Origin of the sequence: Bacillus sp. NPDC094077 (assembly GCF_050279465.1) — a bacterium.
Taxonomy (GTDB): Bacteria; Bacillota; Bacilli; order Bacillales; family Bacillaceae_G; genus Bacillus_A.
The window spans coordinates 1-24345 of record NZ_JBNNUF010000022.1 but is presented as its reverse complement, the minus strand read 5'-3'; the positions used below and the strand labels follow the sequence as shown (position 1 = coordinate 24345).

Sequence of the window (24345 nt, the reverse complement as noted above, 5' to 3'; positions counted from 1 at the left end):
TTTTTACATGAACAGGTAAATTCACCACTTTGATCATCAGTAGAAAGTGAGGCAGCATTAGAATGAAAGCAACTGGAATCGTACGTCGAATTGATGATTTAGGTAGGGTGGTAATCCCGAAGGAAATTCGTAGAACTTTACGTATTCGAGAAGGAGATCCATTGGAAATCTTTGTTGATCGCGATGGAGAAGTGATTTTGAAGAAATATTCACCAATTAGTGAATTGGGTGACTTTGCAAAAGAATATGCTGATGCTTTATATGATAGCTTAGGACATAATGTGCTCGTGTGTGATCGAGATTCTATTATCGCGGTAGCGGGTGTATCTAAAAAGGAATATTTAAATAAAAGTGTTGGGGATTTAATTGAAAAAACGATGGAAGAGCGAAAGTCTGTTATTATGACAGACGAGAGTGATATTTCCATTATTGACGGTGTAACAGAAAAGGTTCATTCTTATACAGTTGGACCGATTGTTGCAAATGGGGATCCAATTGGAGCTGTCATTATTTTTTCAAAAGAAGCTATTATAAGTGAAATAGAGCATAAGGCGGTCAATACTGCTGCCAGTTTCTTGGCGAAGCAAATGGAGCAGTAAAGATATATAATTTTAGAAGTTGCAATCTTTCCTAATTATGATATTTCTTTTTGAGAAATCAATTATTTGGAGATATAGGTATATCGAATGAAGGTAGCGATTTGCTACCTTTTTTCGTTGAACATGTTTGGTGTTGCAAGAACTCTTTATTACTCGTGGGTGTAAGGGAGCTTGTTTTTTCTTTATGATATAATACGAGAGGTGAGAATAGAAAAAGGAGTTTTCTTGTATGGAAGCGAAGAAGTATCAAGCCTTTTGGCGTGGGGCTATTATATTAACGATTGCAAGTTTTGTTACAAAAGTATTAAGCGCTTTTTACCGTATTCCATATCAAAATATAGCGGGTGATATTGGTTTTTATATTTACCAACAAATTTATCCGTTTTATGGATTTTGTTTAATTTTAGCTACTTATGGGTTCCCTATTATAATTTCAAAAATGGTTGCAGAACGATTAGAACAAGGAAAACGAAAAGAAGCGGAAGAAATTATTTGTGTATCTTTTTGGTTTTTATTAGGAATTGGCTTTATTGGCTTTTTTACATTGTTCTTTGGTGCCGAAACAATTGCAACAGCTATGGGCGATGTACACTTAGATAAGTTATTACGTGTTATTTCGTTTTCATTCATATTAATGCCGTTTTTATCTGTAGCGAGAGGCTATTTTCAAGGATTCAATAATATGATGCCAACGGCTGTTTCGCAAGTAATAGAACAAACGATTCGAGTTTCTATCATTGTATTTTTATCGCTATTCTTAATTGCTCACGAATTTGATTTATATACAGTGGGTGCTGGAGCTATGCTAGGCTCAATTGCAGGTGGACTTATTGGGATTTTCGTACTTGTACTTTATATGCGCCACGATTTTCGTTCTATCTTCTTCAAAAGCTTGAAGAGAATTAGGGGGAAAAGGGGAATTCTTAAAATTCTTTTTTGGCAAGGGATAGCAATTTGTGTTAGTAACTTAGTGCTTATTTTTATACAAATGGCTGATTCAGTTTCCTTCTACACCTTACTTATTGGGGCAGGAGAACAGGCTGAAAGTGCAAAGGTATTAAAAGGTGTTTATGATAGAAGTATCCCCCTTATGCAACTAGGTACTGTCGTGACAACATCTTTCTCGCTGTCACTTATTCCGATTATTACAGCGGCGAAGGAAAGAGGGGATCATTCCTTTATTCAAGAAAAGGTAAAGTTAGCGATAAAAATAACATTTGTTATTGGATTTGCAGCGGCTATTGGATTAACTTGTATTATTCAACCTACCAATATTATGTTGTTTGAAAATAGTGATGGATCAGATGTTCTATCCATTTTATCTTTCTCAATTTTATTTAGTTCATTGTCAATTACAACTGCTTCTATTTTGCAAGGATTGGGACAAACTTTAAAACCAGCAATATTTGTTGTATTTGGAGGGTGTTTAAAGTTAGCTTTAAATTATATATTCATGCCGTATTTTGGTGTGAAGGGGGCCGCAATTGCAACTTTAGTTGCGCTAATTGTAATTTCTATGCTAAATATTGTGCTGCTTATGAGGTCTGTATCGAAATCGCTTATTGATAAGCGGAATATGTTAGGTGTAGTGATTAGCGGTATCGGTATGGGATTTGTATTAATAATGTTTACACGTGTGTGGCAAATGTCTGGATTAGTAATTGATACGGATCATAGAGGAATTGCGACACTTGAAGCGTTGTTAGGTGTAGCTATCGGTGGATTAACATATATGTTTTTTATTTTAAGATTACGCGTATTTACAAAAGAAGAATTAGGGACCGTTATGAAACAAGAGAAAAAAGAAGGTTCATTGAAGAAGAGTGGATAGAGGTGACAGGTTGTGAGTGGAATCATTACTATTTTAGGATTAGGTGCTGGTGAGTTAGATCAGTTAACGATGGGTGTATATCGAAAGATAAAGGAAGCAGACTATATGTTTGTTAGAACGAAGGAGCATCCGGTTATAGAAGAGTTGGAGAAAGAAGGTATAAAATATACGGCTTTTGACAATATATATGAAGCGCATGATACATTTGAAATTGTATATGAAACAATTGCGAATACATTGCTAGAACAAGCTGAAGGTACAGAAATCATTTATGCAGTTCCAGGGCATCCGCTTGTAGCAGAAAGAACAGTTCAGCTACTTTTAGAAAAAGGAGAAGTAGCAAATGTTGAAGTGCGAATTGAAGGTGGACAAAGTTTCCTTGATCCGATGTTTGCGAGTTTAAAAATTGATCCGATTGAAGGATTCCAATTAATTGACGCTACATCATTTGAAAGAGGACAATTAGAATTGCGTCAACATTTAATCTTTTGCCAAGTGTATGATGCGTTCGTTGCTTCAGATGTGAAGTTAACATTAATGGAAATGTTGCCAGATGATTATGAAGTGTATATCGTAACAGCTGCAGGGACTTCATTTGAAGAAGTAAAAAAGGTACCGTTATACATGTTAGATCATGAAACGGAATTGAATAATTTAACGAGTGTATATGTACCACCAGTTGAGGAGCGTGCATCCTTATATCAACAGTTTGATGTACTTAGAGAAATTATTGCAGAACTTCGTGGGCCGAATGGTTGTCCATGGGATAAAAAGCAAACACATCAATCTTTAAAGAAGTATTTAATTGAGGAAGCTTACGAAGTGTTGGAAGCAATTGATGAAGAGGATGATGATCACTTAGTAGAAGAGCTAGGCGATATATTATTACAAGTTATGCTTCATGCTCAAATTGGAGAGGATGAAGGATGGTTCTCTATAGATGACATTATTCGAACATTGTCTGAGAAAATGGTTCGTCGTCATCCGCACGTATTTGGGAATAAAGATGTAAATAATGCAGATGAAGTGATTGCTAATTGGGAAGAAATTAAAAAACAAGAAAAAGGATTCGTGAAAGAATCTGTTTTAAATGGAATTCCCAAAAGTGTGCCGCAGTTAATGCGCGCCTATGAAATCCAGAAGAAGGCTGGTAAGGTTGGATTCGATTGGGTTGATGTGCAGCCAATGATAGAGAAAGCCTTAGAAGAATGGCAAGAATTCCAGCAAGAAGTTACAAACATGGATGAAGAAAAGATGTTAGGCGAATTTGGTGATTTGCTATTCGCGTTTGTTAATATAGCTCGTCATTATAAAATAGACCCAGAGGAAGCGTTACGTTCAACTAATGAGAAATTTATGAGTCGTTTTTTATATATGGAAGCTAAAGTCGCTGAAATGAAGAAAGAGATGCAAGATTTATCATTAGAACAGTTAGATGTTTTATGGGAAGAGGCAAAACAAACAGAGCGTTAATAGGGGGATTTGATATGCGTCTAGATAAATTTTTGAAAGTATCACGTTTAATTAAAAGAAGAACATTAGCGAAAGAAGTAGCTGACCAAGGAAGAATATCAATTAATGGTCAAGTGGCAAAAGCGAGTTCAGATGTGAAAGTAGCGGATGAATTAACAATTCGCTTTGGTCAAAAAATAGTAACGGTAAAAATAAATGAATTAAAAGAAACGACGAAAAAAGAAGATGCAGCAAATATGTATAGCCTAGTTCGTGAGGAAAAAGTAAAAGCAGAAGAGGGCTTGTTCTAAAATCTGCTGTCCCTTCATACATTACTATTAGCTAGTATAAAGCTATGGGGGGATTTTCGTGAATAATGGTTACTCACCTATGTCTTCTAATCAACAAAATGTTTCTGTAGAGCATGATATTATTATGCGTGGCAGGCGTGTAATCGATATTACTGGTGTAAAACAAGTAGAGAGTTTTGATAGCGAAGAGTTTTTACTCGAGACTGTAATGGGTTTTTTAACAATTCGTGGACAAAATTTGCAAATGAAGAATTTAGATGTGGAAAAGGGCGTTGTATCGATTAAAGGGAAAGTTCATGAGATGCTGTATATTGATGAGAACCAAGGGGAGAAAACTAAAGGCTTCTTTAGTAAGTTGTTTAAATGAGCCTAACAATTCAGTTGTATACAATGCTTTCAATGATCGGAATGGGTGCTTGGATTGGGGCATCTTTAGATACATATCAACGGTTTTTAAAGCGTCAGGAACGTAAACGTTGGCTTGTATTTATACATGATATACTATTTTGGGTTGTCCAAGCATTATTTGTCTTTTATGTATTACTTCTCGTAAATGAAGCTGAATTACGTATATATGTATTTTTGGCATTATTATGTGGTTTTGCAGCATATCAAAGCTTATTGAAAGCACTATACATGAAGCTGTTAAATTTTCTCATCTATATTTTTGTGCAAACAACACATGTTTTTGTTCGAATTATACACCTACTTATGATAAAACCTGTTATTATTATAGCGCAGCTATTTATTGCATTTATATTATTCTTATTTCGTATACTGCTTTCAATTGGACATGTGTTATGGAAAATGGTGATTTGGATATTACTTTTCATATGGAAAGTTTTTTTCTGGCCTGTTCGATTTATTGCTTCTCTCATATGGAAACTTCTCCCTAATCGTGTTAAACTTTTTATAATGAAGCATATAGGGTTCCTGCAATATATAGCGAAATTGAAGGGACATATCTTCCAACTATGGGGGCGTATAAAAAAGAAGTTAGGGGGACCTCGGAAATGAGGGAACTGAGACAAAGAACAATCGAAAAACAGAGTCCAAATCCTGTTAAAGAGCATATAATACAAACGGATGAGAACAGGAAGCGACTTTATCGCCGTTTAGCGGTTTTTCTTGTCTTTGCTTTTACAATTATTGCGAGTATTAGTGTAACGTTTTATCAACAAAACAGTTCCATTAAAGCAAAAGAAGCAAAAGTTAAGGACATGAAAAAAGAACTAGATTCATTAACAAATAAAGAAAAGAGTCTAAAAGACGAAGTTCAAAAGTTAAATGATGAAGAGTACGTATTAAAGATTGCTAGAAGGGATTATTTCTTCTCCGGAAAAGGGGAGATAATTTTTCCTGTTTCTAAGTAGAGTATGTCTTATTGACACTATATTTTAGGATTATATATAATAAAGTAAAATTTGACTTTTTAACCACTAAGGAGGAGCATTTTTTTTATGTCAATCGAGGTAGGCAGCAAGTTACAGGGTAAAGTAACAGGTATTACAAATTTTGGGGCTTTTGTGGAGCTGCCAGAAGGATTAACGGGTCTTGTTCATATTAGTGAAGTTGCTGATAACTATGTAAAAGATATTAACGATCACTTAAAAGTGGGCGACCAAGTAGAAGTAAAAGTTATTAATGTTGAAAAAGATGGGAAGATTGGTCTATCTATTAAAAAAGCGAAAGAGCGTGAGAAAACAGAAGGAGATCGTCCACGTGGTGAATACCAACGCGGTGGTGATCAACAACGTTCTGGACGTCCACAACGTAATCGTTCATTCAACAGAGATAACCGTGGTGGCGGTAACGACCGAGCTCCAAAAGAAACATTTGAGCAAAAAATGGCACGTTTCTTAAAGGATAGTGAAGATCGTTTAACTTCTTTAAAGCGTAACACAGAGTCTAAACGTGGTGGCCGTGGCGCACGTCGCGGATAATAAGGCTGTTTAAATTTTTAACATATAGAGAGGTACCCAGAGTAATAACTCGGGGTGCTTTTTTATATGGCAAAAATATATTTTTAAAAAAGTTTTTAAGATGTGTTGACTTTAAATAGTATCTGATGTAAGATACTAATTGTCCGTTAAATAAGACGACATGGCGGTGTAGCTCAGCTGGCTAGAGCGTACGGTTCATACCCGTGAGGTCGGGGGTTCGATCCCCTCCGCCGCTATATTTAATTTAACGGCCCGTTGGTCAAGTGGTTAAGACACCGCCCTTTCACGGCGGTAACACGGGTTCGAATCCCGTACGGGTCATCTAAAAAGATCATGCAACTTAGCATGATCTTTTTTTGTTGAATAAAAGTTAAGACGTACAATACTTCTACAAAATCACCCTGTATTTTCTGAATGTTCAATTAAAAAGGTGGGGATAAATTACATACTATGTATATATGTAGAGTTATTTCGAATAAAAAGTCGAACGATTATAAAAGTGAAAACTGTTGTTTTGACAAAAATCCCAATAATCATCTTTTATAATGACAGTAATTAAACTATGCAGGTGGTGTTAAAAATATGCCTAAAGCAGGAAGGAATACTATGAATACAAGTGCATTGGCGATGAATGAAAGTCAGCTTGGAGCAATAAAGTGGACGAGTAAGTTGCGAATGAAGTTTGAGCAAGTTTTCTTTAGATGGGGATTTATTATTGTTGTTATTGGTTTTCTTTTGGGGCGAGCATATATATTAACAAACATTTTACCGTTTGCACTACCGTTTTTTGCTGCCGTTTATGTTATGAAGCGAGACAAAATGCCGCTCGCATTCTTAGCTCTAATGGGAGGAGCACTTTCAGTTTCGATAGATAATTTATTTTTTACTTTCGCGTCTATTTTTACTTTCTTCATTTATAACATCTTCTTTAGTCGGTTTACACGTAAAACTGTTGGGCTTGTACCATTCCAAGTATTTATCTCCGCATTAACCGCACATTTAGTTGTTGTATATTTTGCACAACAAACTGTCACCATGTATGATTTGCTCGTTAGTACGATTGAAGCAGGGCTTAGTTTCGTATTAACGATGATATTTTTACAAAGTGTTCCGCTTTTAGTAGAAAGGAAAGGAAAACAGCAAGCATTAGAGACAGAAGAAATTGTTTGTTTAATTATATTACTAGCATCTGTTTTAACAGGTACTACAGATTGGTTTGTTTACGATGCTTCTGTTCAACATATATTTACTAGATATTTAGTGTTAGTATTTGCATTTATTGCGGGTGCTGCTACAGGTTCTACAGTTGGGGTCGTCACTGGACTAATTTTAAGTCTCGCAAATGTTTCCAGCTTGTCTCAGCTTAGTCTTCTTGCTTTTTCTGGATTGCTTGGAGGATTGTTAAAAGAAGGGAAGCGTATAGGTGTTAGTTTAGGTTTATTAATTGGGACAAGCTTAATTACTTTATATGTAGACAAGCAAACAAATATTGTAACAACCTTAATTGAGTCTGGTGTAGCGATTGTTTTCTTCTTATTAACACCGAAACTTGTTCTGGATCGCATTGCTAAATTTATGCCAGGTACACAAGAGCATTCACAAGACCAACAACAATATTTAAGAAGGATGCGCGATGTTACAGCGAATAAAATTAATCAATTTGCAAATGTGTTTGCGGCTTTATCTAATAGCTTTTCAGTATATGGGTATGTGGAGGAAGAGGATAAAGAGACGGAGGCGGATTTGTTCTTAAGTACAATTACTGCAAAAACATGTCAAACGTGCTTTAAAAAGGATCAATGCTGGGTAGTCAATTTCGACAAGACGTACGATTATATGAAACAAATAATGAGTGAAACGGAAGAAGGGACATTACAACATAATCGGAAGTTAGTTCGTGAATGGGACAAGCATTGTGTGAGAGGAAAAAAAGTGACAGATTTAGTAGCTGGTGAATTAGATCACTTCTATGAGGGGCAAAAATTACGAAAACAAATGAAAGAAAATCGCAGAATAGTAGCGGAGCAATTATTAGGTGTATCAAAAGTTATGGAGGATTTTGCTAAGGAAATACAAAGAGAGCGAGAAAATCATCAAGTACAGGAAGAGCGAATTTTGCAAGCGTTTCGTGATTTTGGCGTCGAAGTGGAGCATGTTGATATTTATTGTTTAGATAGAGGGAGCATTGATATTGAAATGTTAATTCCAGCTGCTTCTAACGAGCATGGTGAATGCGAGAAGTTGGTTGCGCCGATGCTTTCGGACATCCTAAAAGAAAATATTGTCGTCAAACATGAAGAAAAATCTTCTTATCCGAATGGTCACAGTTTAATATCATTTGGTTCAGCAAAGACATATTCCCTTGATACGGGCTTGGCCACGGCGGCCAAGGGCGGTGGGTTTGTTTCGGGTGATTCTTATGCGATGATGGATTTGAGTGTTGGCAAATATGCACTTGCGATTAGTGACGGTATGGGAAATGGGCAAAGAGCTCATATGGAGAGTAAGGAAACGGTAAAATTATTACAAAAGATACTTCAATCAGGTATTGATGAGGAAATAGCAATTAAATCGATCAATTCAATTCTTTCTTTAAGAACGACTGAAGAGATGTTTACAACGCTGGACTTAGCGATGGTAGATTTACGTGATGCGAGTGCAAAGTTTTTAAAGATCGGATCAACACCAAGTTTTGTTAAACGTGGAAATAATATTTTGAAAATTGAGGCAAGTAATTTGCCGATGGGAATCATTGAAGATGTGGAAGTTGATGTAGTGGGTGAGCAATTAAAAACGGGTGATATTCTGATTATGATGAGTGATGGGATTTTTGAAGGAGCACAACATGTGGAAAATCATGAATTATGGATGAAACGAAAAATTAAAGAATTACAAACCGAAGACCCACAAGAAATAGCGGATATTATTATGGAAGAAGTAATTCGCTCTGGTGATGGTTATATAAATGACGATATGACCATTGTTGTAGCGAAAGTGAAGAAGAATATGCCGAAGTGGGCTACGATTCCAATTGTAGGAATGCAGGCGCAATAAAATTTAAGTGGGATTTTTATCCGCTACTGATTCATATAGTCTATTTCAAAAAACCTAGGTGGATGCCTAGGTTTTTTTGTCGGAAAAGGTAATGTTATTATTTTTGTGAATATGCACAAAGGATGTAAGATAAAAATGTAAAATTTGTATATCTTTTTTTTGCACAATGTTTGTAAAAGTTGTACCATTATAGACAAGGTAACTAACGTTGCTGTTCTTGTTTAATGAAGGGTGATTGCGAATTTGAAAGATACATTTGTTGAAAAAGTAGATGACTTTGTAAAGCAGCATGATGTATTAAAGAAAGATTCAACAATTGTTGTGGGAGTTTCTGGTGGTCCTGACTCTTTAGCTCTTTTATATTATTTGTTAGAAAAAAGAGTGGAAAAACAGTTGGAAATTGTAGTAGCGCATGTAGATCATATGTTTAGAGGCGATGAATCTCATGAGGATCTAAAGTTTGTGCAGAGTCTTTGTAAAGAGCTGGGGGTTATTTGTGAAACGATAAGAATTAACGTATCGCAATATCAACAGCAAAATGGGATGAATGCACAAGTTGCCGCTAGGGAATGCAGATATGCATTTTTGGAAAGAATAATGAAGAAATATGATGCGAGATATGTAGCTCTTGGCCATCATGGAGATGACCAAGTAGAGACGATTCTAATGCGCCTTGTACGAGGGAGTACTCCAAAAGGGTATGCAGGAATTGCAGTGAAGCGTCCTTTTCATAATGGTTATTTAATTAGGCCGTTACTTGGGGTAACGAAGGCAGAAATTGTTGATTACTGTAATGAGCTAAAGTTAATTCCACGTATAGATCCGAGTAATAAAAAGGAAGTATATACAAGGAATCGATTACGTAAATATGTCCTTCCTCATTTGAAAGAAGAAAATCCACAAGTGCATGAGAAATTTCAAAAATTTAGCATGCAGATGCAAGAGGATGAGGCTTATTTGCAGGAATTAGCTTTTGAGAAAATGAATAAAGTAATTACAAAAAAAAGTGATAAACAAATTAGCTTATCAATTCCTGCCTTTGAATCCATGTCTATGCCTTTACAAAGGAGAGGGATTCAACTAATATTAAACTATCTTTATGAATATAAGATTCCGTCTTCTCTTTCTTCTATACATATTGACAAAGTGATTGAGTTTTTTAAGCGGACACAACCTTCGGGTTCACTTGATTTCCCAGGTGATTTAAAAATTGTTCGCACATACGAGGAGTGTAGCTTTAGATTTAAACAAGAAATTGTTTCTCCTTTGGCGCAAGATTTATCAGTACCCGGGATAATTACATTATCGAACGGAGATGAGCTTGTAACAGAGGTGAGCGAAGTTATACCAAGTAACATGAATGAAACAGTATTTGTTGCGAAGTATAATGATATATCATATCCACTTCGTATTCGTTCTAGAAAAAATGGAGATCGCATGTCAATACAAGGTATGGATGGCACAAAAAAGATAAAAGCTATTTTTATCGAGGCAAAAGTACCAAAAGAAAAAAGGGAAGAATGGCCGGTCGTTTGTGATGCAAGTGGAAACATTATTTGGATACCCTTGTTGAAGCGATCTGCGTTTGCTATTTCGAAAGGGATAGCAAAGAAGGATAAATATATGATTATTCACTACAAAAGCAAGGAGTCTTCCGGGAGGATAATGAAATGATGAATCAAGATATCGAAAAAGTATTAATTTCTGAAGAACAAATACAAGAAAAGGTGCACGAACTAGGTGCAATTATTGCAGAGGATTATAAAAACACAGTACCTCTTGCAATTGGCGTATTAAAAGGCGCAATGCCATTCATGGCAGATTTATTAAAGAGAACAGATACATATCTTGAAATGGATTTTATGGCTGTATCTAGCTACGGTCATTCTACAGTTTCAACAGGCGAAGTAAAAATTCTAAAAGACCTTGATACTTCTGTAGAAGGGCGCGATATTTTAATCGTTGAAGATATTATTGATAGCGGCCTTACACTAAGCTACTTAGTAGACCTATTCAAATATCGTAAAGCGAAGTCTGTGAAAATTGTTACGTTATTAGATAAGCCAACAGGCCGTAAGGTTGATCTGAAAGCGGATTATGTTGGATTTACTGTTCCACATGAATTTGTTGTAGGATATGGATTAGATTATAAAGAGCAGTACCGTAATCTTCCTTATGTAGGCGTATTAAAACCAAGCGTTTACTCAAATTAATTAAATACGGGCTTTAAAATTGTATAGGAAAGTTTTTCTATGTTACGATTTACTATAGTGTTTATGCCGTGAGAGGAGGTTAGGAATGAATCGTATCTTCCGTAATACCATCTTTTATTTACTGATATTCTTAGTAGTAATTGGAATCGTGAGCTATTTTAATGGTTCGACTCAAAAAACGACATCAGTTAGCTACGATAAATTCATTACTAAACTAGAAAAAGGTGAAGTGCGCAATGTGCAACTTCAACCGAAAAATGGTGTGTTTGAAGTAAAAGGACAATTTAATACTTCTAGTCAAGGAGAACAATTTGTTACTTATGCACCAAATACTGAGGAATTACAAAAGAAAATTAATGATAAAGCGCAAGGTGCTGAAGTTAAATATCAACCAGCAGAAGAAACAAGTGCTTGGGTAACATTCTTTACTTCGATCATTCCGTTTGTCATTATCTTCATTTTATTCTTCTTCTTATTAAACCAAGCTCAAGGTGGCGGTAGCCGTGTTATGAACTTCGGAAAAAGTAAGGCGAAGTTATATAATGACGAAAAGAAAAAAGTTCGTTTCAGAGATGTTGCTGGAGCAGATGAAGAAAAACAAGAGCTTGTTGAGGTAGTTGAATTCTTGAAAGACCCTCGTAAGTTCTCTGAAGTTGGTGCCCGTATTCCGAAGGGTGTTCTATTAGTTGGACCTCCAGGTACAGGTAAAACTTTATTAGCTCGTGCTGTTGCAGGCGAAGCTGGCGTTCCATTCTTCTCTATTAGTGGTTCTGACTTCGTAGAGATGTTTGTCGGTGTCGGTGCATCGCGTGTACGTGATTTATTTGAAAATGCAAAGAAAAATGCTCCTTGTATCATTTTCATTGATGAAATTGATGCAGTAGGACGTCAACGTGGCGCAGGTCTTGGTGGTGGCCATGATGAGCGTGAGCAAACGTTGAACCAATTGCTTGTTGAAATGGATGGATTCGGTGCAAACGAAGGTATTATTATCATCGCTGCAACAAACCGTCCTGACATTCTTGACCCAGCGTTATTACGTCCAGGTCGTTTTGACCGTCAAATTACAGTAGATCGTCCAGATGTAAATGGTCGTGAAGCAGTACTGAAAGTACATGCTCGTAATAAACCGCTTGATGAGAATATCAACTTAAGAGCAATTGCAACTCGCACACCAGGATTCTCTGGTGCTGATCTTGAAAACTTATTAAACGAAGCTGCTTTAGTAGCTGCGCGTCAAGATAAGAAGAAGATTGATATGAGTGACATCGATGAAGCAACGGATCGTGTTATTGCAGGTCCAGCTAAGAAAAGTCGTGTTATCTCTGAAAAAGAACGTAATATCGTTGCATTCCATGAAGCTGGCCATACTGTAATTGGTGTTGTCCTTGATGAAGCAGATATCGTTCATAAAGTAACAATTGTCCCTCGTGGTCAAGCTGGTGGATATGCGGTAATGCTTCCGAAAGAAGATCGTTACTTCATGACAAAACCAGAGTTACTTGATAAAATCACTGGTTTACTTGGTGGTCGAGTAGCTGAGGAAATTGTATTTGGCGAAGTAAGTACAGGTGCTCACAACGACTTCCAACGTGCGACTGGCATTGCAAGACGCATGGTTACGGAATTCGGTATGAGTGATAAACTTGGACCGATGCAATTTGGTAGCTCACAAGGTGGTCAGGTATTCTTAGGAAGAGACTTCCATTCAGAGCAAAATTACAGTGATGCAATTGCACATGAAATTGATGTGGAAATGCAAACTATTATGAAAGACTGTTATGCTCGTGCAAAACAAATTCTTACTGAAAAACGTGATAAGCTAGATATTATTGCGAAAACGTTACTTGAAGTGGAAACGTTAGATGCAGAGCAAATCAATCATCTATATGATTACGGCAGATTACCAGAGCGTCCAACATCTTCAGATGATGTGAAAGTAAACATCAACATGAAGAAAGACGATGAAGATAAAGAGGATAAGTAAGAAATGAAGGAGTGACGATAGTCACTCCTTTTTGTTTGTTAAGATTTTTTCTAATTCTTATTGAGAGTTTACGGAATAAAATAATTTAAGTAAAACTAGTATTAAAAATTGAAATAGAGAGTAATCTTTTTGTAAAATGATGAAGATAGAAAAGCTGATTATATAAGTATGTGTGATATGATGTTTTTATAAGTTTTGTACATACTGCACAAATATAGATTAAATAAGATAAGTGGTGAGAATATGATTTTTGTATTGGATGTAGGGAACACAAATGCTGTACTAGGCGTGTTTGAAGATGGGGAACTTCGTCAGCATTGGCGCATGGAAACAGACCGTCATAAGACAGAAGATGAATATGGAATGCTTGTAAAGCAACTGCTTGAGCATGAGGGTCTTTCGTTTGAAGATGTGAAAGGTATTATTGTGTCTTCAGTTGTACCACCAATTATGTTCGCTTTAGAGCGTATGTGTGAAAAGTATTTTAAAATTAAACCGCTTGTAGTAGGACCTGGAATAAAGACGGGGCTAAATATTAAATATGAAAATCCGCGTGAAGTAGGCGCAGACCGAATTGTAAATGCAGTAGCAGGAATCCATTTATATGGAAGCCCGCTTATTATTGTCGATTTTGGTACGGCTACTACATATTGTTATATTAACGAAGAGAAGCATTACATGGGTGGAGTTATTACACCAGGAATTATGATTTCAGCGGAAGCGTTATATAGTCGAGCGGCAAAACTTCCTCGTATTGAAATTACAAAACCAAGTAGTGTTGTTGGGAAGAATACAGTAAGTGCGATGCAATCGGGTATTCTTTACGGATATGTTGGACAAGTGGAAGGTATTGTTAAGCGCATGAAGGAAGAAGCTAAGCAAGAACCGAAAGTTATTGCAACAGGTGGATTGGCGAAATTAATTTCAGAAGAATCGAATGTAATTGATGTTGTAGATCCATTTTTAACATTAAAAGGTTTGTATATGTTATATGAGCGTAATGCAAATTTACAGCATGAGAAAGGTGAATAAATAAGTATGAAAGATTATTTAGTAAAAGCGTTAGCGTTTGACGGGGAAGTCCGTGCGTATAGTGTGCGTACAACAAACACAGTAAGTGAGGCGCAAAGACGTCATGATACATGGAGAACAGCTTCGGCGGCACTTGGTCGTTCTTTAACTGCAGGTACAATGATGGGTGCGATGTTAAAAGGTGATCAAAAATTAACGATTAAGGTAGAGGGTAATGGTCCAATTGGTCCGATCTTAGTGGATGCCCATGCGAATGGGGATGTACGTGGCTATGTAACGAATCCACATGTTGATTTTGAAGGAACTGAACAAGGGAAACTACGTGTATATCAAGCGGTAGGTACAGAAGGGTTTGTAACTGTAATTAAAGATATTGGTATGCGCGAGCCGTTTATTGGTCAATCTCCAATTATTTCAGGTGAACTAGGAGAAGACTTCACGTACTATTTCGCGGTTTCTGAACAGACGCCTTCTTCTGTTGGCGTTGGTGTTCTTGTAAATGGAGATGACAGCATATTGGCGGCAGGTGGATTTATTCTGCAAATTATGCCGGGTGCGCAGGAAGAAACTATTTCATTTATTGAAGACCGTTTGCAAAAAATCCCGCCTGTATCAACATTGATTGAACAAGGTCTTTCACCGGAGGAGCTACTATATGCAGTCCTTGGAGAAGATAAAGTAAAAGTATTAGAAACGATGGATGTTCAATTTAATTGCACGTGCTCACGCGAGCGCATTGAGAGTGTACTAATCAGTTTAGGTAAAACAGAGCTAGAGCAAGTTCGTGAAGAAGAAGAAGAGACAGAGGTTCATTGCCATTTCTGTAATGAACGATACAAGTTCTCTAAAGAAGATATTACAAATTTAATTGAGAATTTGTAATAAGGGAATTAACGGGAATCAATCATCCAAATAGATTGACAAACAGGGAATTTTCTGACAAAATTTAAATATAGATAAAACCAATAAAAATACTCGGTGTTAGGAGTGACAGGAATGCGAGTGGCACAATCAGTTTCAGAATTAATCGGGAAAACGCCGATCGTTAAGTTGAACCGCATCGTAGAATCAGACAGCGCAGATGTATACTTAAAATTAGAATTTATGAATCCGGGAAGCAGTGTTAAAGATCGTATTGCATTAGCTATGATTGAAGATGCTGAAAAGAAAGGGTTATTAAAAGAAGGCGATACAATCATTGAGCCAACAAGTGGTAACACAGGAATTGGTTTAGCGATGGTAGCGGCTGCTAAAGGATATAAGGCAATTTTAGTAATGCCAGAAACAATGAGTGTTGAGCGTCGTAATTTATTACGTGCTTACGGTGCTGAATTAGTATTGACTCCAGGGCCTGAAGGAATGGGCGGAGCAATTCGTAAAGCGACTGAGTTAGCAAAAGAGTATGGCTACTTTATACCGCAGCAGTTCCAAAATCAATCGAATCCAGAAATTCATCGTTTAACAACAGGTCCAGAAATTGTTGAACAAATGGGTGATCAATTAGATGCATTTATTGCAGGTATTGGTACAGGTGGAACAATTACTGGTGCCGGTGAAGTGCTGAAGGAAGCGTATAAAGATATTAAAATTTATGCAGTAGAACCTGCGGATTCACCAGTATTATCTGGTGGAAAGCCGGGTCCACATAAAATCCAAGGAATTGGGGCGGGATTTGTTCCGGAGACATTGGATGTAGAAGTATATGATGAAATTATTCAAGTGAAAACAGAGCAAGCATTTGAATATGCGAGAAGAGTGGCTAAAGAGGAAGGTATTTTAGTTGGTATCTCTTCAGGAGCGGTTATTTATGCAGCAACAGAGGTTGCGAAAAAGTTAGGTAAAGGGAAAAAGGTACTTGTTATTATCCCAAGTAACGGTGAACGTTATTTAAGTACACCACTTTACCAATTTGAATCATAATTGAATGCAAGTAAAAAGCATCCTTGAAAAAGGATGCTTTTTCTTTTTTGATTGGAAATAGGAAAAGAGTGAATGACTAGAAAACTTCATGTAAAATAAGAGGTAGTATAATTAATTTATTTTCACTAGCCTTCGAGTATAATCATTCTCTATATAAAGAACTTATGTAGTTTGAGGTGGTTAATCTAAAAGGGTGGGATAAAAGAAGACGGGGTGTTGATATGCAACGAAGAAAATCTTTAGCGCTTTCTATTCCATATCAGTTAGATTTCTTTAAGCAATATAAATTTCTTTCTCAGAATAAGCCGCAGCATATTTTGTTAGAAAGTGGACGTGGCGGTCGCTATAACATTGTGGGGCTGGACCCGGTGGCAATAATCCGAGGGAAGAATGAAACGTTACATATAAGCGAAAGTGGTAAGGAAACAATAAAGCGAGGGAACCCATTAGATTTAATGCAAGAATATATGGAGAAATGGAAAACAGACCATAATCCAGAGTATCCACCTTTTCAAGGTGGAGCAATCGGCTACTTTAGCTATGATTGTATCCGTTATATTGAAAAACTCCCTTCTCTTGCGAAGGATGATATTAATATACCTGATATATTCTTTTTATTATTTGACGATGTGTTTGTATATGATCAAAAGGAACAAGTATTATGGATTATTACACATTATATAGATAAGCGTGAAGAGGCGGAAGGGCGATTAAATGAATGGGAGAATCTTTGGGTGAAGGAAGCGCCTGAAGTGACGATGCCGTTTGAACGTCCTGAAAAGAAAAATGAAGCAGTCGCTTTTACGGAAGATGGCTTTATGAAGGCTGTTGAAAGTATTCAAGAATATATTGGAGCTGGTGATGTGTTTCAAGTAAACTTGTCGACCAGGCAAGAAAGAACTTTACAAACACATCCACTAGAAATTTATACAAGTCTTCGTGAAATTAATCCATCTCCATATATGGGTTACTTGGAGCTTGGAGATTTTCAAATTGTTAGTGCTTCGCCTGAATTGCTAATTAAGAAACAAGGAAAAGAAGTGAGTACAAGGCCGATTGCTGGTACAAGATCCCGAGGAGCGAATGAGCGAGAGGATGCAGAATTAGCAAGGGAATTAATTGAGAACGAAAAGGAAAGAGCAGAGCATGTAATGCTTGTAGATTTAGAGCGAAATGATTTAGGGCGCGTTTGTAAATATGGCACTGTAGAAGTGGATGAATTTATGGTAATTGAAAAATACTCACATGTTATGCATATTGTTTCTAATGTGCGTGGTGAGGTAGAAGAAGAAAAAGATGCTTTCGACTTAGTGAAGGCTGTATTCCCTGGTGGAACAATTACTGGTGCTCCGAAAATACGTACGATGGAAATTATTGAAGAATTAGAGCCTGTTCGCCGAGGTATTTATACAGGTTCAATTGGTTGGATTGGTTATTCTGGAGATACGGAATTGAATATTGTCATTAGAACGCTTCTTGCTAAAGATGGACAAGCGCATGTACAAGCAGGAGCGGGAATTGTAATTGATTCGAATCCGAAAAATGAATATAAAGAGTCGTTAAAAAAGGCGATTGCTTTATGGCGTGCAAAAGAAAGTAGCGAAGAAACGGTTAGGTGAGAGAAATGATATTAATGATTGATAATTATGATTCTTTTACATTTAATTTAGTGCAGTTTCTTGGAGAACTTGGACAAGAGCTTGTTGTTAAACGTAATGATGAAGTGACAATTGCAGATATTGAGAATATGAAACCAGATTTTTTAATGATTTCACCAGGCCCATGTAGTCCGAATGAAGCGGGGATTAGTATGGAAGTTATTAAATATTTTGCAGGAAAGATTCCGATTTTTGGAGTTTGTCTTGGGCATCAATCTATTGCACAAGTGTTTGGTGGAGAAGTTGTTCGTGCAGACCGATTGATGCATGGGAAAACGTCGCTTATGCATCATGATGGGAAGACGATTTTCTCGGACATTCCTAATCCGTTTACTGCAACGCGCTATCATTCCCTTATTGTTAAGAAAGAGACGTTACCAGATTGCTTAGAGGTAACATCTTGGACAGAGGAAGAGGAAATTATGGCGCTTCGTCATAAAACCCTACCGATTGAAGGTGTGCAATTTCACCCGGAATCTATTATGACTTCTCATGGGAAAGAGTTACTACAGAATTTTATTCGTAAATATAGTCCAAGTGTGACATCATGTTAATTTACGTAAATGGTGAGTATGTAGAAGCGAGTGAAGCGAAAATTTCTCCTTATGACCATGGTTACCTATACGGGCTTGGAGTCTTTGAGACGTTTCGTATTTATAATGGTCATCCTTTCTTGTTGGATGATCATTATGACCGTTTAATAGATGCGCTGGACACGCTGCAAATCAAATGGACAATGACAAAAGATGATGTAATGCTTATTTTGAAAAATCTACTCGTTAAGAATGAATTGGAGCATGCATATGTACGCTTTAATGTATCGGCGGGCATAGATGAAATAGGATTGCAAACAGAAGTGTATGAAGAGCCATCAGTTATTGTTTTTATAAAACCTTTAGCGGCTCCGGGAGATGTAGTGGAGAAAGAAGGGGTTGTTTTAAAACAAGTGCGAAATACACCGGAAGGAGCATTTCGTTTGAAGTCCCACCATTATTTAAATAACATTTTAGGAAAGCGTGAAATTGGAAATGTTGTGAATAAGGAAGGTATTTTCCTTACTGAAGCAGGTTATGTTGCAGAGGGTATTGTTTCGAATCTCTTTTTTGTGAAAGGCGATGTTCTGTATACACCTTCGCTAAAAACAGGGATTTTAAATGGTATCACTCGTGCGTTTATTATAAAGAGTGCTGAGGAACTTAGTATAGAAGTAAAGGAAGGTTTCTTTACGAAAGATGAATTACTTTCAGCAGATGAAGTCTTCGTAACAAATTCCATTCAAGAAATTGTTCCGCTTTATCATATAGAGGGACGAGATTTCCCGGGTAAAGTGGGAATGGTTACAAAGAGATTGATGTATCTTTATGAAATGCAGAGAGAGAAATTGTGGAGCAGAAATGAATTGCGAAGAGGAGATGTGTAGTTTGAAGTGGGATTATGATTTACGCTGCGGCGAATATACATTGAACTTAAATGAAAAAACATTAATTATGGGGATTTTAAATGTAACACCAGATTCGTTTTCTGATGGTGGGAGTTACAACGAGGTAGATGCTGCAGTGCGCCATGCAAAAGAAATGCGAGATGAAGGTGCTCATATTATTGATATTGGTGGTGAATCTACTCGTCCAGGTTTTGCTAAAGTATCAGTAGAAGAAGAAATCAAGCGAGTTGTTCCAATGATTCAGGCGGTTTCAAAAGAAGTGAAATTGCCGATTTCTATCGATACGTATAAAGCTGAAGTTGCAAAACAAGCAATCGAAGCTGGTGCTCATATTATTAATGATATTTGGGGAGCAAAGGCGGAACCGAAAATTGCTGAAGTTGCAGCTCATTATGATGTGCCTATTATCTTGATGCATAACCGTGATAATATGAATTATCGTAATTTAATGGCGGATATGATTGCTGATTTGTATGACAGTATTAAAATTGCTAAAGCTGCTGGTGTGAGAGATGAGAATATTATTTTAGACCCAGGCATCGGTTTTGCAAAAACACCTGAACAAAATTTAGAAGCGATGCGTAATTTAGAACAGTTAAATGTACTAGGTTACCCAGTTCTCTTAGGTACTTCAAGAAAGTCCTTTATTGGACATGTACTAGATTTACCGGTAGAGGAACGTCTTGAGGGAACAGGAGCTACCGTTTGTCTTGGTATTGAAAAGGGCTGTGAAATTGTCCGTGTTCATGATGTGAAAGAAATGACGCGTATGGCTAAGATGATGGATGCGATGATTGGTAAGGGGGCGAAGTAATTGGATAAAATTTATATCCATGATATGGAGTTTTACGGTTATCATGGTGTATTTCCAGAGGAAAATAAATTAGGTCAGAGATTTAAAGTCGACTTAACGGTGGAATTGGATTTGAAACAGGCAGGAGAAAGTGATGACTTAGAGCGCTCTGTCAATTACGGAGAGCTTTTCGAACTATGTAGAAAAGTTGTTGAGGATAGAACGTATAAGCTTGTAGAGAGTATTGCTGAAAATATCGCTACAGATATATTGAAACAACATGAGAGTATTTCACGTTGTACAATTAAGGTAATTAAACCAGATCCGCCGATACCGGGGCATTATCGTGCTGTGGCGGTAGAAATTACGAGAGAACGTTCATGAATAATATAGCGTACATTGCATTAGGTTCAAATATTGGAGAGCGTTATACGTATTTAACGGAAGCAATTCAATTTTTAAATAAAAATCCTTATATCCAAGTTGACGATATTTCATCGGTATATGAAACTGAACCAGTTGGCTATACTGACCAAAGTTGCTTTTTAAATTTAGTTATAAAAATTTCTACCAATTTGTCACCGCAAGAATTATTGAAAGTAACACAAAAGGTAGAGAATGACCTAGGAAGAAAAAGGGAAATCAGGTGGGGTCCGAGGACCATCGACCTTGACATTTTACTATATAATCAAGAGAATATTGAAGCAGAGAATCTTATTGTTCCGCATCCGCGGATGTTCGAAAGAGCTTTTGTTATCGTTCCGTTGTTAGAAATTAATCAAGATATGAAACAAAACATTTCACGTTCACAAGTAGAAGAAATGAAAAGGCGAGAGGGAGTAACGGTATGGAAGCAGAAAAATGGGGAAGACGCATTCGTGCTTTTCGAAAGCTAAAAGGCTATACACAAGAAGGTTTTGCTAAAGAATTAGGGGTATCTGTATCTGTTTTAGGAGAGGTCGAGAGGGGAAATCGATCGCCTTCTCAAGACTTTGTAGTAGAAGTTGCGAAAGCATTAAAGGTTTCGATAGATGAATTAATGCCGAAGTGACTTTAAAGGAAGGAGTAAGTCGGTTGTTAAAGATTGCAAATATTGAGATGAAAAATCCGGTTGTATTAGCACCGATGGCGGGAGTGTGTAACTCTGCATTCCGTTTGACAGTAAAAGAATTTGGTGCAGGTTTGGTTTGTGCTGAAATGGTAAGTGATAAGGCAATATTACTTAATAATAAAAGAACATTAGATATGCTATATATCGATGAGAGAGAAAAACCATTAAGTTTACAAATTTTTGGTGGGGAGAAAGAAACTCTTGTAGATGCTGCGAAATACGTAGATAAATATACGACAGCGGACATTATTGATATTAATATGGGTTGCCCAGTACCGAAAATCACTAAGTGTGATGCTGGAGCAAAGTGGCTTTTGGATCCAAATAAAATATATGAAATGGTAGCGGCAGTTGTAGATGCTGTTGAAAAGCCAGTTACAGTTAAAATGCGTATTGGTTGGGATGCAGATCATATTTTCGCAATAGAAAATGCCAGAGCTGTTGAGCGTGCTGGTGGACAAGCGGTAGCGGTTCATGGGCGTACACGAGTGCAAATGTATGAAGGTAAAGCAGATTGGGATATTATTAAGCAAGTAAAGCAAGCTGTAAATATTCCGGTTATCGGAAATGGTGATGTCGAAACACCGCAAGATGCAAAGCGTATGCTTGATGATATTGGTGTAGATGGTGTTATGATTGGTCGCGCTGCTCTTGGGGATCCATGGATGATTTATCGTACGGTAAAGTATTTAGAGACAGGTGAATTAATGCCGGAACCAACAGTGCGTGAGAAAATTGATGTATGTATGTTGCATCTAGACCGCCTTATCGATTTAAAGAATGAAAATATCGCTGTAAGAGAAATGAGAAAACATGCAGCCTGGTATTTAAAGGGTGTTCGTGGGAATGCGCAAGTGCGTAATGGTATTAATGCTTGTAATACACGTGAAGACCTTGCGGATTTATTAGGTGCATTTGTAGAAGAAGTCGAAGCGAAACAACAAACAATTTACGTTGGTTAATAAGGGGACATAGAAGATTGACATTCTTCTGTACACTTCCTATAATTACGTGAAAGAAAGAAGAACTGCCAGTTAGTTGCTGGCAGTTTTTCTAGTTGAGTAGAAAATGCTATACTGTATATATTGTAAAATTTAATAGAGCTGGAGTGATATCAATATCATGGATAACATGAACCACGAAGAATTAAACGACCAATTGCTTGTTCGTCGTGAAAAGTTACATAACTTACGTGAACAAGGGATCGATCCGTTCGGTAAAAGATTTGAACGCACAAATTCAACAACGGACTTAGTAAGTCTATATGGAGAATTCTCTAAAGAAGAATTAGAAGAGAAAGAAATCGCTGTTTCTATCGCTGGTCGTATTATGACGAAACGCGGAAAAGGGAAAGCGGGATTTGCGCATATTCAAGATTTACATGGACAAGTTCAAATTTATGTTCGTAAAGATGCTGTTGGAGATGAAGAGTACGAATTATTCAAAACAGCAGATTTAGGTGACTTAGTAGGTATTGAAGGTAAAGTGTTTAAAACAAATGTTGGAGAGCTTTCAGTAAAAGCAACAGGGTTTACACTATTAACGAAGTCCCTTCGTCCATTACCGGATAAATACCATGGCTTAAAAGATGTTGAACAACGCTACCGCCAACGTTACCTAGACTTAATTACAAGTATGGAAAGTCGTGAAACGTTCGTTACTCGTAGTAAAATCATTCGTGAAATGAGAAGATATTTAGATGACAACGGTTATCTTGAAGTGGAAACACCGATGATGCATGCAATTGCAGGTGGAGCTTCTGCGCGTCCTTTCATTACACATCATAATGCGTTGGATATGGAATTATATATGCGTATCGCAATTGAATTGCATTTAAAACGCCTTATTGTAGGTGGTTTAGAAAAAGTATATGAAATCGGTCGTGTATTCCGTAATGAGGGTGTATCGACTCGTCATAATCCTGAGTTTACGATGATTGAATTATATGAGGCGTACGCTGATTATAAAGATATTATGAAACTAACAGAAAACATGATTGCTCATATCGCAAAACAAGTATTGGGTACAACAACAATCCAATATGGTGATTATGAAATTAATCTAGAACCAGAATGGACACGTCTTCATATGGTAGATGCGATTAAGCAATACTCTGGAGCAGATTTCTGGAATCCAATGAGTGTAGAAGAAGCACGTGAGCTTGCAAAAGAACATAATGTGGAAATTAAGGATACAATGGAAGTTGGGCATATCATTAATGAGTTCTTCGAACAAAAAGTAGAAGATAAATTAATCCAACCGACATTTATTTATGGTCATCCAGTGGAAATTTCGCCACTTGCGAAAAAGAACGACGAAGATCCACGATTCACAGATCGTTTCGAATTATTTATCGTTGCGCGCGAACATGCAAATGCATTCACTGAGTTAAATGATCCAATCGATCAAAAAGAACGTTTTGAAGCTCAATTAAAAGAGCGTGAACAAGGTAATGATGAAGCTCATATGATGGATGATGATTATATCGAGGCTCTTGAGTACGGTATGCCTCCTACAGGTGGACTAGGAATTGGTATTGATCGTCTTGTTATGTTATTAACAAATGCGCCATCTATTCGTGATGTACTATTGTTCCCGGCTATGCGTCATAAACAAGATTAAGCTTTGGAGATTTCTCCAAAGCTTTTTTTATTATGAGAGAATCGGTTTTGATAGGGTTGAAAATTATATTTATATAGAAGAAATTTGCTGTTTTTATACTTTTTTACTAAGTTGAAAATTTTATTAGAAAAACTATTGCATTTTAATAATCGAACTGGTATATTTATATTCGTTGTCACGGAAGACAACAAAAGAAACAAACGAAAAACAACTTATTAAAAAAAGTTGTTGACGAAAATAAAACGAAATGTTATATTAATAAAGTCGCTTCTGAGCGACAAAGAAGTTCTTTGAAAACTGAACGAAACAAACAACGTGAAACGTCAATTTTTATTTTAGATGCTAGACAAACTAACTTTATTGGAGAGTTTGATCCTG

General features: G+C 36.8%; 24 protein-coding genes and 2 tRNA genes. All 26 read left to right on the top strand.

What is annotated here, in order from left to right:
• Window positions 1-62 precede the first annotated feature (62 nt).
• The 26 genes from spoVT to lysS all read left to right on the top strand — a co-directional run bounded on the left by spoVT (window position 63) and on the right by lysS (window position 23967).
• Complete coding sequence (gene spoVT, locus ACQKNR_RS26890) at window positions 63-599, top strand: stage V sporulation protein T (protein WP_427322170.1); 537 nt, start codon at window positions 63-65, stop codon at window positions 597-599.
• Window positions 600-828: 229 nt separating this feature from the next.
• Window positions 829-2430: a putative polysaccharide biosynthesis protein gene (locus ACQKNR_RS26885; protein ID WP_427322168.1), complete on the top strand. Its 1602-nt coding sequence runs from the start codon at window positions 829-831 to the stop codon at window positions 2428-2430.
• Between the two features lie 12 nt (window positions 2431-2442).
• Window positions 2443-3903, top strand: a complete 1461-nt coding sequence (gene mazG, locus ACQKNR_RS26880) for a nucleoside triphosphate pyrophosphohydrolase (protein ID WP_427322166.1) — start codon at window positions 2443-2445, stop codon at window positions 3901-3903.
• Window positions 3904-3917: 14 nt separating this feature from the next.
• Window positions 3918-4193 carry an RNA-binding S4 domain-containing protein gene (locus ACQKNR_RS26875; RefSeq protein WP_001234876.1) on the top strand — a complete coding sequence of 92 codons (276 nt, stop codon included), beginning with the start codon at window positions 3918-3920 and terminating at the stop codon, window positions 4191-4193.
• Window positions 4194-4251: 58 nt separating this feature from the next.
• On the top strand, window positions 4252-4560 hold the full coding sequence (gene yabP / locus ACQKNR_RS26870) for a sporulation protein YabP (RefSeq protein WP_001059101.1): 309 nt from the start codon (window positions 4252-4254) through the stop codon (window positions 4558-4560).
• Entirely contained in the window at window positions 4557-5210 is a 654-nt protein-coding gene (yabQ, locus tag ACQKNR_RS26865; RefSeq protein ID WP_427322164.1) for a spore cortex biosynthesis protein YabQ, read from the top strand. The genes yabP and yabQ overlap by 4 nt, the downstream gene beginning before the upstream one ends.
• Window positions 5207-5566, top strand: a complete 360-nt coding sequence (gene divIC, locus ACQKNR_RS26860; RefSeq protein ID WP_001208736.1) for a cell division protein DivIC — start codon at window positions 5207-5209, stop codon at window positions 5564-5566. Before yabQ ends, divIC begins: the two co-directional genes overlap by 4 nt.
• 87 nt (window positions 5567-5653) lie before the next feature.
• Window positions 5654-6136 carry a S1 domain-containing RNA-binding protein gene (locus tag ACQKNR_RS26855; RefSeq protein WP_000021452.1) on the top strand — a complete coding sequence of 161 codons (483 nt, stop codon included), beginning with the start codon at window positions 5654-5656 and terminating at the stop codon, window positions 6134-6136.
• A 162-nt stretch (window positions 6137-6298) separates the two neighbouring features.
• Window positions 6299-6372, top strand: a tRNA-Met gene (locus ACQKNR_RS26850).
• Between the two features lie 13 nt (window positions 6373-6385).
• Window positions 6386-6457: transfer RNA gene (locus ACQKNR_RS26845), tRNA-Glu, on the top strand.
• Between the two features lie 261 nt (window positions 6458-6718).
• Window positions 6719-9190 carry a stage II sporulation protein E gene (spoIIE, locus tag ACQKNR_RS26840; protein WP_427322162.1) on the top strand — a complete coding sequence of 824 codons (2472 nt, stop codon included), beginning with the start codon at window positions 6719-6721 and terminating at the stop codon, window positions 9188-9190.
• Window positions 9191-9433: 243 nt separating this feature from the next.
• Complete coding sequence (gene tilS / locus ACQKNR_RS26835; protein ID WP_427322160.1) at window positions 9434-10864, top strand: tRNA lysidine(34) synthetase TilS; 1431 nt, start codon at window positions 9434-9436, stop codon at window positions 10862-10864.
• Window positions 10861-11403: a hypoxanthine phosphoribosyltransferase gene (hpt, locus tag ACQKNR_RS26830; RefSeq protein ID WP_000981837.1), complete on the top strand. Its 543-nt coding sequence runs from the start codon at window positions 10861-10863 to the stop codon at window positions 11401-11403. Before tilS ends, hpt begins: the two co-directional genes overlap by 4 nt.
• A gap of 85 nt (window positions 11404-11488) precedes the next feature.
• Window positions 11489-13390 (top strand): ATP-dependent zinc metalloprotease FtsH, encoded by a 1902-nt coding sequence (gene ftsH, locus ACQKNR_RS26825; RefSeq protein WP_193414623.1) that lies wholly within the window; start codon window positions 11489-11491, stop codon window positions 13388-13390.
• A 243-nt stretch (window positions 13391-13633) separates the two neighbouring features.
• A complete protein-coding gene (locus tag ACQKNR_RS26820; RefSeq protein ID WP_149178472.1) occupies window positions 13634-14422 on the top strand; it encodes a type III pantothenate kinase in 789 nt (262 codons plus the stop codon).
• A 6-nt stretch (window positions 14423-14428) separates the two neighbouring features.
• Window positions 14429-15304: a redox-regulated molecular chaperone HslO gene (hslO, locus tag ACQKNR_RS26815; RefSeq protein ID WP_427322158.1), complete on the top strand. Its 876-nt coding sequence runs from the start codon at window positions 14429-14431 to the stop codon at window positions 15302-15304.
• A 114-nt stretch (window positions 15305-15418) separates the two neighbouring features.
• Window positions 15419-16342, top strand: coding sequence for a cysteine synthase A (gene cysK / locus ACQKNR_RS26810; protein ID WP_427322156.1), 924 nt, complete (start codon window positions 15419-15421; stop codon window positions 16340-16342).
• Between the two features lie 221 nt (window positions 16343-16563).
• Window positions 16564-17961, top strand: coding sequence for an aminodeoxychorismate synthase component I (gene pabB, locus ACQKNR_RS26805; RefSeq protein WP_427322154.1), 1398 nt, complete (start codon window positions 16564-16566; stop codon window positions 17959-17961).
• A 5-nt stretch (window positions 17962-17966) separates the two neighbouring features.
• Window positions 17967-18554, top strand: a complete 588-nt coding sequence (pabA, locus tag ACQKNR_RS26800) for an aminodeoxychorismate/anthranilate synthase component II (protein WP_427322152.1) — start codon at window positions 17967-17969, stop codon at window positions 18552-18554.
• Entirely contained in the window at window positions 18548-19420 is an 873-nt protein-coding gene (pabC, locus tag ACQKNR_RS26795; protein WP_427322150.1) for an aminodeoxychorismate lyase, read from the top strand. Before pabA ends, pabC begins: the two co-directional genes overlap by 7 nt.
• Window positions 19395-20255, top strand: a complete 861-nt coding sequence (gene folP, locus ACQKNR_RS26790) for a dihydropteroate synthase (protein ID WP_427322148.1) — start codon at window positions 19395-19397, stop codon at window positions 20253-20255. Before pabC ends, folP begins: the two co-directional genes overlap by 26 nt.
• On the top strand, window positions 20256-20618 hold the full coding sequence (gene folB / locus ACQKNR_RS26785; protein ID WP_427322146.1) for a dihydroneopterin aldolase: 363 nt from the start codon (window positions 20256-20258) through the stop codon (window positions 20616-20618).
• Entirely contained in the window at window positions 20615-21130 is a 516-nt protein-coding gene (folK, locus tag ACQKNR_RS26780; protein ID WP_427322144.1) for a 2-amino-4-hydroxy-6-hydroxymethyldihydropteridine diphosphokinase, read from the top strand. Before folB ends, folK begins: the two co-directional genes overlap by 4 nt.
• Window positions 21082-21285 (top strand): helix-turn-helix domain-containing protein, encoded by a 204-nt coding sequence (locus tag ACQKNR_RS26775; protein WP_000387027.1) that lies wholly within the window; start codon window positions 21082-21084, stop codon window positions 21283-21285. Before folK ends, ACQKNR_RS26775 begins: the two co-directional genes overlap by 49 nt.
• A 23-nt stretch (window positions 21286-21308) precedes the next feature.
• A complete protein-coding gene (dusB, locus tag ACQKNR_RS26770) occupies window positions 21309-22307 on the top strand; it encodes a tRNA dihydrouridine synthase DusB (protein WP_427322142.1) in 999 nt (332 codons plus the stop codon).
• A gap of 160 nt (window positions 22308-22467) precedes the next feature.
• Window positions 22468-23967, top strand: a complete 1500-nt coding sequence (gene lysS / locus ACQKNR_RS26765) for a lysine--tRNA ligase (protein ID WP_427322140.1) — start codon at window positions 22468-22470, stop codon at window positions 23965-23967.
• The last annotated feature ends 378 nt before the right edge of the window (window positions 23968-24345 follow it).